The 17,430-nt window shown below is 61.8% G+C and carries 18 protein-coding genes; 4 read left to right on the top strand and 14 right to left on the bottom strand.

The annotated features are described in order from the left end of the window. Positions 1 to 147 precede the first annotated feature (147 nt). The 3 genes from EJ075_RS23645 to EJ075_RS23635 form a co-directional block, all read right to left on the bottom strand. Positions 148 to 744 (bottom strand): LysE family translocator, encoded by a 597-nt coding sequence (locus EJ075_RS23645; RefSeq protein WP_126105946.1) that lies wholly within the window; start codon positions 742 to 744, stop codon positions 148 to 150. 149 nt (positions 745 to 893) lie between these two features. Then, positions 894 to 1,466 carry an acetolactate synthase small subunit gene (gene ilvN, locus EJ075_RS23640; RefSeq protein WP_095483396.1) on the bottom strand — a complete coding sequence of 191 codons (573 nt, stop codon included), beginning with the start codon at positions 1,464 to 1,466 and terminating at the stop codon, positions 894 to 896. A gap of 84 nt (positions 1,467 to 1,550) precedes the next feature. After that, a complete protein-coding gene (locus EJ075_RS23635) occupies positions 1,551 to 3,332 on the bottom strand; it encodes an acetolactate synthase 3 large subunit (RefSeq protein WP_126105945.1) in 1,782 nt (593 codons plus the stop codon). Positions 3,333 to 3,807: 475 nt separating this feature from the next. On the opposite strand from EJ075_RS23635, the gene EJ075_RS23630 reads away from it, so the two are divergent. Next, the gene (locus tag EJ075_RS23630; RefSeq protein WP_126105944.1) at positions 3,808 to 5,610 is read left to right on the top strand and encodes an NAD(P)/FAD-dependent oxidoreductase; all 1,803 of its coding nucleotides are present in this window, start codon (positions 3,808 to 3,810) and stop codon (positions 5,608 to 5,610) included. Positions 5,611 to 5,623: 13 nt separating this feature from the next. On the opposite strand, the gene EJ075_RS23625 is transcribed toward EJ075_RS23630, so the two are convergent. From EJ075_RS23625 to EJ075_RS23615, 3 genes are read right to left on the bottom strand one after another with little or no spacing between them, the layout of a single operon-like run. After that, positions 5,624 to 6,151, bottom strand: coding sequence for a GNAT family N-acetyltransferase (locus tag EJ075_RS23625; RefSeq protein WP_126105943.1), 528 nt, complete (start codon positions 6,149 to 6,151; stop codon positions 5,624 to 5,626). A 48-nt stretch (positions 6,152 to 6,199) separates the two neighbouring features. Beyond that, entirely contained in the window at positions 6,200 to 6,508 is a 309-nt protein-coding gene (locus tag EJ075_RS23620) for a hypothetical protein (RefSeq protein WP_126105942.1), read from the bottom strand. Positions 6,509 to 6,512: 4 nt separating this feature from the next. Further along, positions 6,513 to 7,079 carry an XRE family transcriptional regulator gene (locus EJ075_RS23615; protein WP_095483391.1) on the bottom strand — a complete coding sequence of 189 codons (567 nt, stop codon included), beginning with the start codon at positions 7,077 to 7,079 and terminating at the stop codon, positions 6,513 to 6,515. Positions 7,080 to 7,233: 154 nt separating this feature from the next. Here EJ075_RS23615 and EJ075_RS23610 point away from each other — a divergent pair, with 154 nt between their 5' ends. Beyond that, positions 7,234 to 9,072 (top strand): ATP-binding protein, encoded by a 1,839-nt coding sequence (locus EJ075_RS23610; protein WP_126105941.1) that lies wholly within the window; start codon positions 7,234 to 7,236, stop codon positions 9,070 to 9,072. A 293-nt stretch (positions 9,073 to 9,365) separates the two neighbouring features. Here EJ075_RS23610 and EJ075_RS23605 read toward each other — a convergent pair whose 3' ends face one another. Further along, the gene (locus tag EJ075_RS23605) at positions 9,366 to 10,157 is read right to left on the bottom strand and encodes a GGDEF domain-containing protein (RefSeq protein ID WP_126105940.1); all 792 of its coding nucleotides are present in this window, start codon (positions 10,155 to 10,157) and stop codon (positions 9,366 to 9,368) included. 104 nt (positions 10,158 to 10,261) lie between these two features. Further along, positions 10,262 to 11,230: a tRNA (adenosine(37)-N6)-dimethylallyltransferase MiaA gene (gene miaA, locus EJ075_RS23600; protein WP_126107432.1), complete on the bottom strand. Its 969-nt coding sequence runs from the start codon at positions 11,228 to 11,230 to the stop codon at positions 10,262 to 10,264. On the opposite strand from miaA, the gene serB reads away from it, so the two are divergent. Both serB and EJ075_RS23590 read left to right on the top strand, forming a co-directional pair. Continuing rightward, positions 11,220 to 12,107: a phosphoserine phosphatase SerB gene (gene serB, locus EJ075_RS23595; protein ID WP_126105939.1), complete on the top strand. Its 888-nt coding sequence runs from the start codon at positions 11,220 to 11,222 to the stop codon at positions 12,105 to 12,107. The genes miaA and serB overlap by 11 nt on opposite strands. Next, positions 12,104 to 12,667 carry a GNAT family N-acetyltransferase gene (locus EJ075_RS23590; protein ID WP_095483387.1) on the top strand — a complete coding sequence of 188 codons (564 nt, stop codon included), beginning with the start codon at positions 12,104 to 12,106 and terminating at the stop codon, positions 12,665 to 12,667. The genes serB and EJ075_RS23590 overlap by 4 nt, the downstream gene beginning before the upstream one ends. Here EJ075_RS23590 and EJ075_RS23585 read toward each other — a convergent pair whose 3' ends face one another. From EJ075_RS23585 to hflK, 6 genes are all read right to left on the bottom strand, one after another. Further along, positions 12,668 to 12,928: a pilus assembly protein HicB gene (locus tag EJ075_RS23585; RefSeq protein WP_095483386.1), complete on the bottom strand. Its 261-nt coding sequence runs from the start codon at positions 12,926 to 12,928 to the stop codon at positions 12,668 to 12,670. Next, a complete protein-coding gene (locus EJ075_RS23580; protein WP_245457996.1) occupies positions 12,925 to 13,335 on the bottom strand; it encodes a putative toxin-antitoxin system toxin component, PIN family in 411 nt (136 codons plus the stop codon). Before EJ075_RS23580 ends, EJ075_RS23585 begins: the two co-directional genes overlap by 4 nt. A gap of 71 nt (positions 13,336 to 13,406) precedes the next feature. Further along, positions 13,407 to 14,921 carry a DegQ family serine endoprotease gene (locus tag EJ075_RS23575; RefSeq protein WP_126105937.1) on the bottom strand — a complete coding sequence of 505 codons (1,515 nt, stop codon included), beginning with the start codon at positions 14,919 to 14,921 and terminating at the stop codon, positions 13,407 to 13,409. Positions 14,922 to 15,068: 147 nt separating this feature from the next. After that, positions 15,069 to 15,257, bottom strand: a complete 189-nt coding sequence (locus EJ075_RS23570) for a DUF2065 domain-containing protein (protein WP_126105936.1) — start codon at positions 15,255 to 15,257, stop codon at positions 15,069 to 15,071. A gap of 6 nt (positions 15,258 to 15,263) precedes the next feature. Next, positions 15,264 to 16,208 (bottom strand): protease modulator HflC, encoded by a 945-nt coding sequence (locus tag EJ075_RS23565; RefSeq protein ID WP_126105935.1) that lies wholly within the window; start codon positions 16,206 to 16,208, stop codon positions 15,264 to 15,266. Further along, on the bottom strand, positions 16,208 to 17,311 hold the full coding sequence (gene hflK / locus EJ075_RS23560; RefSeq protein ID WP_126105934.1) for an FtsH protease activity modulator HflK: 1,104 nt from the start codon (positions 17,309 to 17,311) through the stop codon (positions 16,208 to 16,210). The genes EJ075_RS23565 and hflK overlap by 1 nt, the downstream gene beginning before the upstream one ends. Between the last annotated feature and the right edge of the window lie 119 nt (positions 17,312 to 17,430).

Here is a 17,430-nt window from a genome sequence, read left to right as displayed (position 1 = left end):
GACACGCCGTGGTTCGGTGGTCATATCTGGCAAAACTCGCAGCCTGGTGCCGCGGTTTCACCAAATAGATAGAAGGCGCCGAGGGCGAAAAAGTGCCAAAACCCGGCATTACGAAGATTTAATGTGCAGTGCACAATAAAGCGACAGCTACCGCAGCATCGGCCATAGCGTCGCCGCCAGCAGCACGCCCATGGCGATGTTGAACCATTTCAGCCGCACCGGATCCGAGAGAAAACCGCGCAGCGCCATGCCGAAACCTGCCCACGCCGAAACACTCGGCAGGTTGACGACGGTGAAGGCTATCGAGATCAACGCCACCGAAAGAAACGGATGCTCCGGAATGGCATAGACGGCCATGGCGGTGATCGCCATCACCCAAGCCTTGGGATTGACCCACTGGAATGCTGCCGCATCGATGAACCGCATCGGTCGCGCCTTGGCCTCGCCCTTACCGCTGAGCGAACGCGACATGGCGATCTTCCAGGCGAGGTAGAGCAGGTAGACGCCGCCCGCGATCTTCAACCCGGTGTGCAGCACCGGAAACGCAGTCAGCACGGCGCCCAGACCGAAGCCGACGGCCAGCAACAGCACGAGAAAGCCGATGCTGATGCCCAGCATGTGCGGAATGGTTTTGGCGAAACCGAAATTCACGCCGGAAGCCAAAAGCATGAAGTTGTTCGGACCCGGCGTGATTGAGGTCACGAAGGCATAGACCAACAGGGCGAGGAATGCATCGAGGGTCATGGCTTCCTCCAAGCAGGTCAGCAATATTGTCCTTTTACCTCAGACGCACAAAGGCCACCTCACGGCGGCAGCCGGGCCAGAAGATCAGGATCAAGGCGACAGAATAAATACAGGCGGCGCCAGAGCACTGGACCCAAAGCGCCGGGCGATCACATCCCTTGCGGACCGCGGTTCAACGCCGCCACGCCGGTGCGGCAGATTTCAACCAGGCCGAGCGGCTTCATGATGGCGATGAACTGGTCGATCTTGGAACCCTTGCCGGTGATCTCGAAGATGAAATGCTCGGTGTTGGCGTCGATGACGCTGGCGCGGAAGGCATCGGCCAGCCTCAGCGCCTCGACGCGGGCTTCGCCGGTGCCGGCCACTTTCACCAGCGCGAGCTCGCGCTCCAGAGGCCGATCCTGGCCGAGCTCATGCGAGCGCACGGTGAGATCGACAACACGGTGCACCGGCACGATGCGCTCGAGCTGGTGCTTGATCTGCTCCAGCACATGCGGCGTGCCGCGCGTCACGATGGTGATGCGCGACAAATGCTTCTCATGCTCGGTTTCGGAGACCGTCAGGCTTTCGATATTGTAGCCGCGTCCGGAGAACAGGCCGATGACCCGGGCCAGCACGCCCGGCTCATTGTCGACCAGCACGGAAAGCGTGTGAGTCTCCGGCTTTTCCGTTTCCTTGGCGATGAAGTAGGCGGAGCCGGTCGGTTGAAGCTGTGCGTTCATGACATGAATCTCGATTTCAAACTTTTGAGCTAATTCTCTGTTTCCGCACGGCTTCTTCCAACAAGCCCTGCCTCGGCCTGGGGGCTACACCAGTTCCCTGCCCTTGGCGTCGATGGCGTTGGCCACCGCCTCGTCGGTCGCCTCGTCCGGCAGAAGCATCTCGTTATGCGCCTTGCCCGACGGGATCATCGGGAAGCAGTTGGCAAGTGTGGCGACCCGACAGTCGAAGATCACCGGTTTCTTCACCGCGATCATCTCCTTGATCGCGTCGTCCAGCTCGTCCGGTTTCTCGCAGCGAATGCCATGGCCGCCATAGGCTTCGGCGAGCTTGACGAAATCCGGCATCGCCTCGGTGTAGGAATGCGACAGCCGGTTGCCGTGCAGAAGCTGCTGCCACTGCCGCACCATGCCCATATACTGGTTGTTGAGGATGAAGATCTTGATCGGTGCGTCGTGCTGCACCGCCGCGCTCATCTCCTGCATCGTCATCTGCACCGAGGCATCGCCGGCAATATCAATGACCAGCGCATCCGGGTGTGCGATCTGCACGCCGAGCGCCGCCGGCAGGCCGTAGCCCATCGTGCCGAGCCCACCGGAGGTCATCCAGCGGTTCGGCTTCTCGAAATGATAGTGCTGCGCCGCCCACATCTGGTGCTGGCCGACCTCGGTGGTGATGTAAGTGTCCATGTCCTTGGTCAGCGCGTAGAGCCGCTGGACGGCATATTGCGGCATGATCACATCGTGATTCATCTTGTAGGCAAGCGAATCCCGCGCGCGCCATTTCGCGATCTGCTCCCACCATGGGTGGAGCGCCTTCTTGTCGGCCTTGGCAGTCGCCCGCCACAGCCGCACCAGATCCTCCAGCACCCGGCCGACGTCGCCTATGATCGGCACATCGGTGTGGACGTTCTTATTGATCGAGGACGGATCGATATCGATATGGATCTTCTTCGAGTTCGGCGAGAACGCGGTGAGCCGGCCGGTGATACGGTCGTCGAAGCGCGCGCCGATGCAGACCATGACGTCGCAATCATGCATCGCCATGTTGGCTTCATAGGTGCCGTGCATGCCGAGCATGCCCATCCAGTTCTTGCCCGATGCCGGATAGGCGCCAAGGCCCATCAGTGTCGAGGTGATCGGGAAGCCGGTGAGGTCGACCAGTTCGCGCAGCAAATGGCTGGCTTCCGGGCCGGAATTGATGACACCGCCGCCCGTATAGAGGATCGGCCTTTTGGCGTTGGCCATCAGTTCGACCGCCGCCTTGATCTTTTCCAGGTCGCCCTGGACCTTAGGCTGATAGCTCGTGCGCGGCGCCGTCTGCGGCGGCACATAGATGCCCTTGGCGAACTGCACGTCCTTCGGGATGTCGACGACGACCGGACCGGGACGTCCTGTCGTCGCGACATGAAACGCCTCGTGGATGATTGCCGCGAGCTCGTTGACGTCCTTCACCAGCCAATTGTGCTTGGTGCAGGGCCGCGTGATGCCGATCGTGTCGCACTCCTGGAAGGCATCCGAGCCGATCAGCGATGTCGGCACCTGGCCGGTCAGGCAGACCAGCGGGATCGAATCCATCAGCGCATCCTGCAGCGGCGTCACCGCATTGGTGGCGCCCGGCCCCGAAGTCACCAGCATGACGCCGGCCTTGCCGGTCGAGCGCGCATAGCCCTCCGCCGCATGGCCCGCGCCCTGCTCGTGACGGACAAGGATGTGCTCGACCTCATCCTGCTGGAAGATCTCATCATAGATCGGGAGAACCGCGCCGCCCGGATAGCCGAAAACATGCTTGACGCCATTGTCCTTCAGCGCCTGCACCACCATTTCGGCGCCGGTCATTTCGCGCCGCTCGTTCTGTCCACTGCTCATCGGTCTGGTCCCGTACTGTCCGCCATCAGGCGATTGCTGGTCGTTTAGTCGTGTTTCGGGCAATAAAAAAGGCCCCCGAGGGAGCCTGTGTGTGCGCATGGGAGGTTTTCGCCCGGCGGTTACACCGCCTTGCCCACGCGCTTTCCTACTACGAGAATGAGTGCCGTTTTCATGGTGGCGGACAATAGAATTGGTTTTGCGCCGCTGTCAACGGCCAATGTGCACAACGCCAAAACGGTTCGGGGCGGTTGGCCGTGTCAGACAGGCCCGTTGGCGCCCATCGCGTTGAACCACCGTTCCGGTACGACCGCCGGCAGGATCAGTGTCCGCGATCGTCCCGATAAGCCATTGAAACCACGCCAAACTATTTGACGACGTGACGCGGCGCATAGTTTGCCGCGATACTCCGGCCAACCGGACTGGGAGGGTCCGGCAAAGCCACGATGACGACCAGGACTTCACGGGAGGAAATTTGATGCTCGACAAGGCCCCAGCCCAGAAACTGACCGACCTGCTCGACCAATTCGGTGCAGCGCTCGCCGCCGGCGACATCGACAAGGCGGTCGGGTGCTTTCAGGAAGACTGCTACTGGCGCGACCTGGTGACCTTCACCTGGAACATCAAGACCATGGAAGGTCGCGACCAGGTGCGCGACATGCTGATGAGCCAGTTGGCGAAGACAAAACCTTCGAACTGGGCGATCGCCAAGGGCGAGGACGCCAGCGAAAACGGCGAGCTGCTGGAGGGCTGGATCAGCTTCGAAACGGAGGTTGCGCGCGGCTTCGGCCATATCAGACTGAAGAACGGCAAGATCTGGACGCTGCTCACCACCATGGTCGAGCTGAAGGGCCATGAGGAACCCGCCGGCTTCGCCCGGCCGTTGGGCGCCAAGCATGGCCACGGCAAAAATCGTCCAACCTGGAAGGAGGAGCGCGAGAAGGAGGCGACTGAACTCGGCTTTATCAGTCAGCCCCACACGCTCATCGTCGGCGGCGGCCAGGGCGGCATCGCGCTCGGTGCCCGGTTGCGGCAGCTCGGCGTGCCGACCATCATCGTCGAGAAGAACGAGCGCGCCGGCGATTCATGGCGCAAGCGTTACAAGTCGCTCTGCCTGCACGACCCGGTCTGGTACGATCATCTGCCCTATATCGATTTTCCGAAGAACTGGCCGGTCTTCTCGCCCAAGGACAAGATCGGTGACTGGCTGGAAATGTACGCCAAGGTCATGGAGCTGAATTACTGGTCCTCGACCGAGGCCAAGAGCGCCACCTATGACGACAAGAAGAAGGAATGGACCGTCATCGTCCACCGCGACGGCAAAGATATCACGTTGAAGCCGAAGCATCTGGTGCTGGCGACGGGACAGTCAGGCAAGGCCAATTTGCCGAAATTCAAGGGCATGGACAACTTCAAGGGTGATCAGCACCATTCCTCCAAGCACCCCGGCCCCGATGCCTATGCCGGCAAGCGCGCCGTCGTCATCGGCTCGAACAACTCAGCCCATGACATCGCCGCAGCCCTTTGGGAGGCCGGCGCCGATGTCACCATGGTGCAGCGCTCGACCACCCATATCTCCAGATCCGACACGCTGATGGAAATCGGACTGGGTTCGCTCTACTCGGAAAAAGCCGTGCAAGGCGGTATGACCACGGCCAAGGCCGACCTCGTCTTTGCGTCCCTGCCCTACAAGATCCTGCATGAATTCCAGATCCCGGCCTACGCCGAGATGAAGAAGCGCGACGCCAAATTCTACGAGGGGCTGGAAAGGGCAGGATTCATGCTCGACTGGGGCGATGACGATTCCGGCCTGTTCATGAAATATCTCAGGCGCGGCTCAGGCTACTACATCGATGTCGGTGCTTCCGACCTCATCATCGATGGCTCGATCAAGCTGAAAAGCGGCGTCGAGGTCAAGGAGGTCCGGGAGCATTCGGTCCTGCTTAGCGACGGATCGGACCTGCCGGCCGACCTCATCGTCTACGCCACCGGCTATGGCTCGATGAACGGCTGGGCGGCCGACCTGATATCCAGGGACGTTGCCGATAAGGTCGGAAAATGCTGGGGCCTCGGCTCCAACACTACCAAGGATCCCGGCCCCTGGGAGGGCGAATTGCGCAATATGTGGAAGCCGACGCAACAGGAAGCACTGTGGTTCCATGGCGGCAATCTGCACCAGTCGCGCCACTATTCGCAATTCCTGTCGCTGCAGTTGAAGGCGCGGCACGAAGGCATCGCAACGCCGGTCTACGGGCTGCAGCAGGTCCATCACAAGGGATAGAAATTCAGAGCAGTCACCGGGACTGGCCGATGCGCTTCCAGTAGATAAGCGTACCGGTCAGCCCGCCATGCGGCTTCAACGCGTAGTCCGGTATTTCGCCGGCTAGCGTGAATCCCAGCCTCTCATAGAGGCCGGAGGCGCCCTCCTCTGCCGCTGTATCCAGGACCAGCAACGTGCGGCCTTTCTCGACAGCGAGGCTTTCGGCCGCCCGCATCAGGCGAGTCGCCACGCCCTTGCCGCGATGATCGACACGGGTCATCAGCTTGGCGATCTCGGCCCGGTGCGGCTGGTTGGGAGGACAGTCGTGCAGCAAGGTGACGGTGCCGACCAGAGCCTTGCCATCCCATGCACCGAGCACCGCTCTTTCGCCTCTTGCCGCGGCCATAAGCGATCTGGTCCAGAAGGCGCCTGCAGCTTCCGGCGCCAGCGGATGCATGAAACTGACTGATCCGCCGGTCGCAACCGTCTCAATCAGCATATCGACCAGCATTGCCTGGGCTCCCGCAGCCTGGGTCAGAGCCTTGATTTCGATGGAGCTCATGCGTGCGATGTCCTTTGACTGCGTGGAGCGATCTGCGTGTTCCAGCCGTCAATCCAGACGACTGACTCGGCGTCGCTTTCGTGCTGCCTTGATCGCGGCGATGCGATCGGTGTCCTTTGGCTGCAGATGCAGCCCGCGTTCCAGGATTTCGAGCGTATATTCCTCATAGGTCAGGCCCAGCCGCTCGGCCTTTTCCATCCGCATCAGCATCACGTCGCGGCTCGGCGCCTTCCACGCCTTGGCATGCGCAGCCTGCCAGGCAAGGAAGATATAAGGGTCGCCCTTGCCCCATGGAGGTCCCTTGTAGTCGTCGAGTGGCGGTCCGCCATTGTCGGTGCGTTTGGGACGGCGTGCCATGCGTTCAGCCTCTTGCCAGCGCAACCAAATAGTCGGCGGCGTCCGGTCCAGGAGCATGGAAGGTGCAATTCGACGGCGCGCCAAGCGCCAGGCAGTCACCGGGTTCGAGACTATGCACGACATCGCCCTCGGTGAATTCCAGCCGTCCGGAAATCAGCCAGATCTGCTGTCTGATGAAGGCGTAGGACGCGGCCGGAAAACTCACCTTGGCTCCCGCCGGCAATTGCACCCGGATCAGTTCGAGCGGCATGTCCGAGACCGGCGAAAGATGCCGCCTGATATAGCCGGTGGCGGGATCGCGCCAGACCGGCTGATCGCTTTGGCGAAGCAGCCCGCCGCCCTGCAGCTCCGCCCGCGCGATGAGGGTGGAAAGCGTCATGCCGAAGGCCGCTGCGATGCGCACCAGAAGTGCTGCGGTCGGGCTCGTCTTGCCGCGTTCTATCGTGCTGAGCATGGCCTTAGACACGCCGGAGCGGTCCGCGAGCTCCGCCAGTGACCAGTCCTTCAAAGCCCTTTCGGCGCGTATTCTCCTGCCGATGGTCGAGGAGATATCGTTCGCTATAACAGTCATTAATCCGATATATCGAAATTTCGGATTCGAGCAAGAGGCCGATCGGTTCAATTTTCGCGAATGGCTTAATGCCCTCTACACCATCCGACCTCACCCCACCTTAACCTCGCCGCCGTAAGGTCGATCGCCTGGGGAAATGGGAAACAGCCTGTCCATGTTCGTCGACCGCGAAGCCTCCGTTGGAGAGCCGGCATTGCAGGAGCGCCGCAAGGCGGAGCAGAGCGACAAGCGCATTCTGGGCAATGTCGTCCAGTGCGACGGCGCGCGCGCCACCATCAGCGCCTATGCCGCCGATGTCGAAGGCACGGTCACCGGCCATTGGAGCGTCGGCAAGATGATCTCCATCAATCTTGGCACCACGCGAACCGTCGGCCTGGTCTACGAGATCGGCAAGTCGGATCGCGCCTGGAGCAATGAGGGCCAGAACCCGATCGAGGTCAGCATCGAGCTTATCGGCGAGGTGCGCGACGGCGCCGAGCCCGGCGCCAAACCGATTTTCGACCGCGGCATCACCATCTATCCGCATATCGGCGCCATCGCCCACCGCATTCGCAGCCGCGACCTGCAGGCAGTCTATGATCTCGCCGGACGTCATTCGATCACCATCGGCACGCTGTCACAGGACGAGGCGATCGACGCCAACATCGCCATCGACGACACGCTGGCGCGCCACTTCGCTATTGTCGGCACCACCGGCGTCGGCAAATCCACCGCCGTCTCGCTGCTTTTGCGCAAGTCGATCGCCGCCCGGCCCGACCTGCGCGTCCTTATCCTCGATCCGCACAACGAGTTCGCCGCATCCTTGCCCGAACACTGCGTCAGGGTCGATTCGACGACGCTGGACCTGCCCTTCTGGATGTTCAAGCTCGAGGAATTTGCCGAAGTGCTGTTTCGCGGGCGCGAGACCGTGCCGGAAGAGATCGATGCCTTGCGCGATCTCATACCCGCCGCCAAGAACCTGTACCGCAATCCGAATTCGGGCGGCTATCTCAGGCGCGGCAGCGATGCGCTGACCGCGGATACGCCGGTGCCCTATCGCGTTGTCGATCTCATCAAGCAGATCGACGAGCGCATGGGACTGCTGGAAAGCAAGAACGACCGCCCCACTCTCAAATCGCTGAAGACGCGCATCGAATCGGCGGCCTCGGATCCGCGCTACCGCTTCATGTTCAACTCGCGGCTGATCGAGGACACTATCCACGAGACGATCGGCAATATTTTTCGCGTGCCGCATCACGGTCGCCCGGTGACCTGCTTTGAGATGGCCGGCATGCCGTCGGAAGTGGTCAATTCGGTCTGCTCGGTGCTGGCGCGCCTGGCCTTCGACCTAGCGTTGTGGAGCGAAGGCCGGCTGCGATTGCTTTTGCTGTGCGAGGAAGCCCACCGCTATATGCCGGCCGATCCGCGCCTCGGTTTTGCTCCGACCCGGCACGCGCTGTCGCGCATCGCCAAGGAAGGCCGCAAATATGGCTGCTATCTTGGTGTCGTTACCCAGCGCCCGGGCGAGCTCGATCCCACCATCCTGTCGCAGTGCTCGACCTTCTTCGCCATGCGGCTCGCCAACGAGCAGGACCAGGCGATCATCCGCTCGGCGATCGCCGATTCCTCGGCCTCGACGCTGGCGTTCCTGTCTTCCATGGGCCAGCGCGAAGCCATCGCCTTCGGGGAAGGCGTTGCGACGACCATGCGGCTGAAATTCGAAAAACTGTCCGAGGATCTGATCCCCGGCACGGCCAAGCGCGAGGAAGCCTTGCCTTCCCAGGTCGGCAACGATGTCGATCTGGTGGCGATCGTCGAAAGGCTGCGCAACGTGCCAAAACCGCAGCAGGCGATGGCCTTCGCCGAAGTTGTCGATTCGAGCCGGCAGGCCGGCGATCCCAACTATCGCAAGCCGCCCGCCCCGACTGTCGCACGCGTCCAGCCGGACGACGATTTCGACATGCGCTACGGCCTGAAACCCGCGACCTTCGGCCTGCGCCCGCAGAACGATTGAGCCCAGCAGCGAATAAATCCTGAAAACTTTGTCAGTCTCTAAGCTTGGGTAAATCCCGGAAGGGAATTCATCAGGCCGGATCGAATGACGTGGCTTTCGAGAACCGGAGCGGAGCGGACATTCGAGTCCGTGAGCACGCGCATGCCCCCGAAAATCGGAATCGATTTTCGGAAAGGATCATGCGCAAACTAAAAGTGCTACAGCGTCCTTTGCGCGTCCAAAGGACGCGCGGCGCTGTAGTAGCGCAGAGAGCTGCGTCAGTCGGCCGGCCTCATGAATTCTTCTCCGGGATTTCAGGCGCAGACGCGGTTGCGGCCTTGCCTCTTTGCCTCATAAAGCTGGCGATCGGCGCGGCGATAGAACTCTTCGGCGGTTTCCTTGCGATCCCAGACGGCGAGGCCGACGCTGGTGGTGATCTTCAGACGAACATTGCCTGACAGTATCGACATGTTGGCGATTGCCTTGCGGATGCGCTCGGCGAATTTGGACAGCAGTTCGGCGTCCATGTTGGGGGTGACTACTGCGAATTCCTCGCCACCCAGGCGCGCAACCACGTCGTGATAGCGCGTCATGTCCTTGAGACAATTGGCGACTGCCCGCAACACCTCGTCGCCGACATCATGGCCGTGGGTGTCGTTGACCTGCTTGAAATGGTCGAGATCAAGGATCATCAGCCCGACCGGCTTCTCGATGCGGCGGAACTCTTCGAGATATTCCTTCAGTGCATCGTCGAAATAGCGCCGGTTCTGCATGCCGGTCAGGCTGTCGGTCAGCGCCGCATGCTCCAGCGTTTCCGAACGGGCGCTGAGCGAAACCGTCATGGCGCGCAGCTTGCCTTCTTCCGTCGCCTGCTTGCGGATCAGTGGGTAGATGAAGAAAATGCCGAAGAACAGGGCAGTCGCCAAAAGAACGCCGGTCGCAAACAACAGTTTGTTGAGATAGATGATCTTCTCAACCCCGGAAGGCGTATTGATCTCTGCCGCGAAGGCCTGCAGAAGCCCATAGGCGTGAAGCGTCACCAGGCCGGCGGCCAGGATCACAAAGATAAAGACGAAAAAGGCTGATTCCGCCTTGTGAAAACGCATCTGCTCCCCGTTGGAAAATTCCCAAAGGCTTTATGGCACGGACGACCTTACGGACGGTTAATTAGGACAACTTCGACGGGAAGTCTCCCCTCAAGATCAACTTTTCAGGTTGCACTGGAAAAGGCGTCCGAGATCGTGGATCCCGCACGATCATCGGGGCGCAGTCTCAGCCATTCCGGACCCAACTGATGCCTGAACCAGGTCGCCTGGCGCTTGGCATATTGTCGCGTCGCGATCTTTGCGCGCTCGATCGCTTCCGGAAAACTCAGCTCCCCGGCTATTGCGGCTTGGAGTTCGCGAACGCCGATCGCCTTCATCGCCGGCAAATCGGAATCGAGACCAAGACTGGCGAGTTGCTTGACCTCATCGACGGCGCCCTTCTCCAGCATGCGGTCGAACCGCGCCTCGATCCGCTCCACCAGCGCCGCCCGGTCCGGTTCGATCACGAAGAAGCGTGCGCTGTCCCTGTCGATCAGCGGGCGGCCACGCGCCGCCTGCCATTCCAGGATGGAACGGCCTGACGCGTCGAGCACCTCCAACGCCCGCACGATGCGCTGGCCATCGGTCGGCTTCAGCATCATGCCTGCTGCGGAATCCTCGCGCAGCAAGATGCGGTGCAGCTTGGCCGCGCCCTGCTCCCGGAGTTCGTAGCGCCAGCGGTCACGGATCGGCTGCGGAATGTCGGGCATTTCCGAAATGCCTTGCGCAAGCGCCCGGAAATAAAGCCCGGTGCCGCCGACGAAAATCACCGGCCGCTCTGAGAGCGTGCCCTCGTCGATGAGCTTCATCACGTCGCGCAGCCAGGCGCCGGTGGAATAGGCGATGGAGGGATGGACATGCCCGTAGAGATAATGCGGGACGCGAGCGAGTTCGGCAGCGGTCGGCCGCGCCGTCAGCACGTCGAGCACAGAATAGCCTTGCATGGAATCGGTGTTGACGATGACGCCGCCCTTGCGCTCGGCGAGATCGAGCGCGAGAGCGGACTTGCCGCTGGCGGTCGGCCCGGCTATCAGGATCGCGTTCTCAACGCGGCCCTCGCCCGCCTGCCCGCCGGAATTTTTGATGCCGCTGATCGCCACGCTCGTATCCCATCCCGCCGGCCGCGCATTGTCGCCGGCGCTTGCGAATATGGCGTCACGGTCGGTCGGCGCAAGCACTGTTCGCTGGCTGGCCGAAGGCATCGCCTGCGAATTCGCTTTGCCCGAGGCGGCCGGAGCCGCTGAAACGACCGCCAGCCTGCGCGCCGTGCTCGCACCCGAACCGGTCGACGTGATCGTTCAGCAGGTCGAGGCAAGGCGAAAGAAAATCCTTATCGCCGATATGGATTCCACGATGATCGATCAGGAGTGCATCGACGAGCTTGCCGATGAGATCGGCGTCAAGGATTACGTCGCCGCCATCACGGCGCGATCGATGAATGGCGAGATCGCTTTCGAGCCGGCCTTGCGCGAGCGGGTGGCGCTGCTGAAAGGCCTCGACACTGCCGTGGTCGACCGCGTCATCACCAACCGCTTGACGCTGGCTTCCGGCGGCCGCGCGCTTGTCCAGACCATGCGCGCCAATGGCGCATGGACTGCACTCGTGTCGGGTGGCTTCAACGTCTTCACCGCACGCATCGCCGCCATGCTCGGCTTTCAGGAGAACCGCGCCAATCGGCTGATCGAGCAGGGCGGCCACTTCACCGGGCTGGTGGCCGAGCCGATCCTGGGGCGCGCCGCCAAAGCCGATGCGCTACTCGAGATTTCGGCCCGCCTGGGGCTGACGACCGCAGACGCCATTGCTGTCGGCGACGGCGCCAACGACCTCGACATGATCCGCCTTGCCGGCGCGGGTGTGGCACTTCATGCCAAGCCTGTCGTGGCGGCGGAGGCAAAATTCCGCATCGACCACGGCGACCTGACCGCGCTTCTCTATCTGCAGGGCTACCGGCGGGAGGAGTTTGTAGAGTGACGCCGATCCGCACCGAGCGGCTAATCCTGCGCAACTGGGAGGATCGCGACCGCGAGCTCTTCCACCGGATCAATTCCGACGAACGCGTCATGGAATTCTTTCCATTTCGCCGCGACCGCGCTGCCGCGGACGCCAAAATGGACGAGTTCCGCGCCTGGATCGCCGAGGATGGCTACGGTTTCGCCGCCGCCGAGATAATTGAAACGCGCCAATGCATCGGCTTCGTCGGCCTCCTCGATACCGATCATTTGCCCTTCCTGCCCGCCGGCACCGTCGAGATCGGCTGGCGGCTGGCGCCCGAATTCTGGGGCCATGGCTATGTCACCGAGGCGGCCGAAGCGTGGCTCGCCTACGGCTTCGAAACGCTCGGCCTCGACGAAATCGTGTCCTTCGCCGTTAGGGATAATCACCGTTCCACCGCGGTCATGAAGCGCCTGGGCATGATCGCCGACCCGGCCAGCGATTTCGACCACCCCGGCATTCCGGACAGCCACGCCGCGCTCAAGCAGCATGTGTTCTACAGGCTGACAGCCAAGGATTGGCGAAAAAACCGACCCTAATCAGTGCTTGTCAAACGGAAGCTCGTCGCCGGGTTGCGGCGGTTTGACGCCGACGCGATCGAGCACTTTCGAGAAATCATCGCCCGATGCATCACCAGCCCGTCGACGCAGGAAATCGGCCGCTGTCTCCATGGCTCCCACCTTTTGCGCCACAGCCGAAGCGATCCACTGGTTCAGCGACACACCATCAGCCTTTGCCAGACGTGCAGCCGCCTCCTTGATCGACAAGGGAAGTTTCAACGGATAAGTCGCCTTGCTCATATTCGAAATCCTTCTAACAATTCGGCGGGGCTGACGACTGGAACTTCAAAACGGCCTGCCGCAGTCACAAAATCGCGGCGATTGTGAGTGACCAATGCGTCTGCCCGACCATTGATCGCTGCCTCAAGCACCATCTCATCCTTCGGGTCATTCAATTGCGGGCGCCAGAAAAAGTGCAGTTCGACCGGCTCTGCCAAGACAGCGAAGCCGGCCAGCAAACGATCCAGATCTGCAAGCGACAATCCGTGAATTGCCCTTTGCTCAGGGCGGGTCAGCACGGTTTCATATTCAAGAAACAGCGCTGTTGTCACCAATGGGCAAAACTGTCGATTTGCGACCAACCGCAAAACGGCAAATGACGCACCATTCCTGCTGCGCAGACCTGCGGTCAGAACGTTTGTGTCCAATGCGATCCGCTTCACAGGTCAAAATAGTACATCCCATGGGATGTTTCAACGTGCCTGTGAAGCTACCAGACTCAATCCATCCGGATCGTCACAAACCGCAACTCGCCGGTCTTCGACGCCAGCATCAGCAGGGCGTTCTTGCGTCCCTGCTCCTTCAATGCGGCAATCCGGTCCATGACATCCTTGGGCGTGGCGACCGATTCCTGCGCGATCTCGGTGATCACCTCGCCGGCCTGGATGCCGCGTTCGGCGGCGGCCGAATCCTTGGTGACCTCGGTGATGACGACGCCGGAGACTTCGGCGGCGATGCCGAATTTCGTCCGCGTCTCGTCGTTGAGCTCGCCAACGGTCATGCCGAGCACGGAAGCCGTCGAAACGGCAGGCGCCTTGTCGCCATTGTCCTGATCGGTGCTGCCGTCCTCGCTGCTGGCAAGCTTTTCGCCATCTTCGAGCCGGCCGAGCGTCACCTTCACGGTCTGCTCGACACCCTTGCGCACGATGACCACGTCGACAGCCTTGCCGACCGAGCTTTCCGCGACGACACGCGGCAGGTCGCGCATTTCATTGACGTCCCTGCCGTCGAACTTGATGATGACGTCGCCCGCCAGGATGGTGCCGTTGTCGACGGGTCCGCCCTTGATGACGCCAGCGACCAGCGCGCCCTTGGCCGTCGCCATGCCCAGGCTTTCGGCAATGTCGTCCGTCACCGGCTGGATGCGCACGCCGAGCCAGCCGCGCCGCGTCTCGCCAAATTGACGGAGTTGGTCGACGACGCCCAACGCGAGCTGCGAGGGAATGGAAAAGCCGATGCCGATCGAGCCGCCGGACGGCGAGATGATCGCCGTATTGATGCCGATTACCTCGCCGCTGCTGTTGAACAGCGGTCCGCCGGAATTGCCGCGGTTGATCGCGGCATCGGTCTGGATGAAATCGTCGTAGGGACCGGAATTGATGTCGCGGTTGCGGGCCGAGACGATGCCCACCGTTACGGTGCCGCCAAGGCCGAACGGATTGCCGATCGCCATCACCCAGTCACCAACACGCATCTTGCTGGAATCGCCGAATTTCACCGCCGTCAGTTTGTGCCCTTTCGGATCGACCTTCAGCACCGCCACGTCGGTCTTGGTGTCGGTGCCGACCAGCGTCGCCTTTAGCGTCACGCCGTCTGAGAAATTCACCTCGATGTCGTCGGCATCGGCGATCACGTGGTTATTCGTCACCACGATGCCCTGCTCGGCGTCGACCACGAAGCCGGAGCCCAGCGACTGCACCTTTTGCGAGCGATCGCCCTGTTCGCCGGGACGGTTCTTGAAGAAATCGTCGAAGAAATCCTGAAAGGGCGAGCCCTCTGGAAGCTGCGGCATCGGCACCGCGCCAGGCCCCTCCGTGCCCTTCACCCTCTGCGAGGTCGATATGTTGACCACGGCACCCAGCAGGCCCTGCGCGAGATCGGCGACCGAAGCCGGGCCATCCGCGGCGGCCGTCGGCGTCACCAGCGACGGGACGGTAGCGGCGCCAATAAGAAGTGCTGCAGCACCCGAAGTGAACGTCCGCCTCGCCGCGCGCAAAAAGCTGTTGGATGTCATCGAGAAGTCTCCCGGTGTCTCAGAAAGGAAAAGCGCTCGCCGAAAACGCTGCGTCGAGTCATGTTGGCAAGAAATACGGCACGTTTGCGGCTATGGCTATCGGCATAGGATAAATCCTCCGTTATCCGAAATCATAGTCCGATCACGTCACCCACCACGCACCAGCCAGACGATGCCGACGCCAACGGCGATTGCGATCAGCCCGGCGATCCGCAGCGCACTCTCCGGCATCGACAGAACTTCGCCGGCAAGTTTCTTGGCGAGGCCAGGAAAGCCGCCATAGACCAGGCCCTCTACGACGAGAACCAAGCCTATTGCCGCCAGAAAATCCTGCACCGGCCGTTACTGGCCGGTGCCTGGCTGCGCTGCCGGCGCAGCAGATGCTGCGGGCGGCGCTGTCGGTGTATCCGCGCCGGCAGGGTTGCGGAAGAAACGGAAGAATTCCGAATTCGGCGACAGCACCATCGTCGTCCCGGTATTATCCAGCGCCGTGCCGTAGGCATTCATCGACCGGTAAAAGCCGAAGAAGGCCGGATCGCGCTGGTAGGCGTCCGCGAAGGTGGCGCTGCGTTGAGCTTCGCCTTCACCACGCAGGATTTCAGACTCCCTCCGTGCCTCGGCGACGATCTCCACCACCTCGCGGTCGGCGCGAGCCCTTATGCGCTGCGCCGCCTCGTTGCCGCGCGCCCTCAGCCGCTCGGCTTCGGCCAGACGCTCAGCCTTCATGCGGTCGTATGTCTGTTGCGAGACTTCCGCCGTCAAATCGGTTCGGCGAATGCGGACATCCTCGATCTGCAGGCCGAGCGACGTGGCGTCGGGCCTCAGTTGATCGCGCACTTCACGCATCATCACGGCTCGCTCTTCCGAGAGCGCCGCCTCGAAGTCGCGCAGACCGTAAACACGGCGCAAGGCGGCGTCGAGACGCGTCCTCAATCGTGCCTCGGCCAGCTCGATCTGACCGGACACAGCGGAGCGGAATACGCGCGGATCCGAGATCCGATAGGCGATGAAGGCGTCGACCTCATAGAACTTGCCGCCCGAAACCTGGACGCGGATGTTGTCGAGGTCGAAGCGCAGCACCCTGTTTTCGATCAACTGCACGCTGTCGGCATCGAAGAAGGCGAACGGCGCCTTGAAATAGATGCCCGGCTGGCTCTTGACGTCGACGATCTCGCCGAACCTGAGCACCAGCGCCTGCTGGCGCGCATTGACAACGAAGACCGACGAATAAAGCAGGAACAGGATGACCGCTGCGATGACGGCGATGATGGGAAGACGGTTGGCCATCACTGGGTTCCTCCGAGGACCGGCGCCGGCGCCTTCTGCTGCAATGCCGGCAGCGGCAGATAGGGAACAACCCCTTGTCCGTTGCCTTGCTCGATAATGACCTTGCTGGAATCCTTCAGAACCCTCTCCATCGTTTCCAGATAAAGCCGCTGGCGCGTCACATCCGGCGCTTTGGCGTATTCGTCATAGACCGAGATGAAGCGCTGCGCCTCGCCTTCGGCCTCCTGCACGACCCGGTTCTTGTAGCCGGCCGCCTCCTCACGGATCTGTGCGGCCTCGCCGCGTGCCTGGCCGAGCTTCTGGTTGGAATACTGGTTGGCCTGCTCGACGAACTTGTCCTCGTCCTGTTCGGCGCGCTGCACCTCGTCGAAGGCATCGGCCACTTCGCGCGGCGGTGCGGCATCCTCGATCGAAATCGCGTTGACGTTCAGGCCGGCCTTATAGCCGTCCAGCGTCGTCTGGATGATTTCGCGCACTGACGCCGCAATGCCCTCGCGATCGTCGCGGAAGATGTCCTGCGCCGGCCGTCGACCAACCGCTTCGCGCATGGCGCTTTCGGCGACCTGCCGCAGCATGCCATCGGGATCGGACACGTCGAACAGATAGGCCCGAGGATCGGAGACCTGATAGGCCACAGAGAACTGGACATTGACGATGTTCTGGTCACCAGAGAGCATCAGGCCTGAACCGTTGCCTGAGGCCGTGCCGCCACCGATGTCGACGAGTTGTTCGGCGATGACGGCGGTCTCGACCGTTTCAATGGGCCACCAATGGAAATGCAGGCCTGGCTGGGAGAGCTCAGCCTTTGGCACGCCGAATCTGAGTTCGACCGCAACCTCGTCGGGCTGCACGGTATAAACCGCCTTGAACGCCCACAGCACGACAAGCGCTGCCGCGATCAGCCCGAACACGGCTGGGCTTGCGCCACCGCCACCCGGCAAAGCACGCCGCAACCTGTCCTGGCCGCGCCGGATGATGTCTTCGAGATCGGGAGGCGAGCCCTGCGGACCGCTTGGCCCCTTTGGTCCCTGCCCCCAGGGTCCTGGATTGTTGCCGCCGCCCCATGGGCCGCCGCCTCCGCCGCTTTTGTCATTCCAGGGCATGAATGTCCTTTCGCTCCCTCACGCGCCGGCCTGACGACGCAAAAATCCAGTATGGTTCTTCTATAGGGACGCGACGGCGCGCTTTCAACGCGATCGGTCGTCGTCACCGTCCGTTTTGG

The sequence above is a fragment of the Mesorhizobium sp. M6A.T.Cr.TU.016.01.1.1 genome (assembly GCF_003952585.1).
GTDB classification, from domain to species: domain Bacteria; phylum Pseudomonadota; class Alphaproteobacteria; order Rhizobiales; family Rhizobiaceae; genus Mesorhizobium; species Mesorhizobium mediterraneum.
This window is presented reverse-complemented; position numbering and strand designations above follow the sequence as displayed.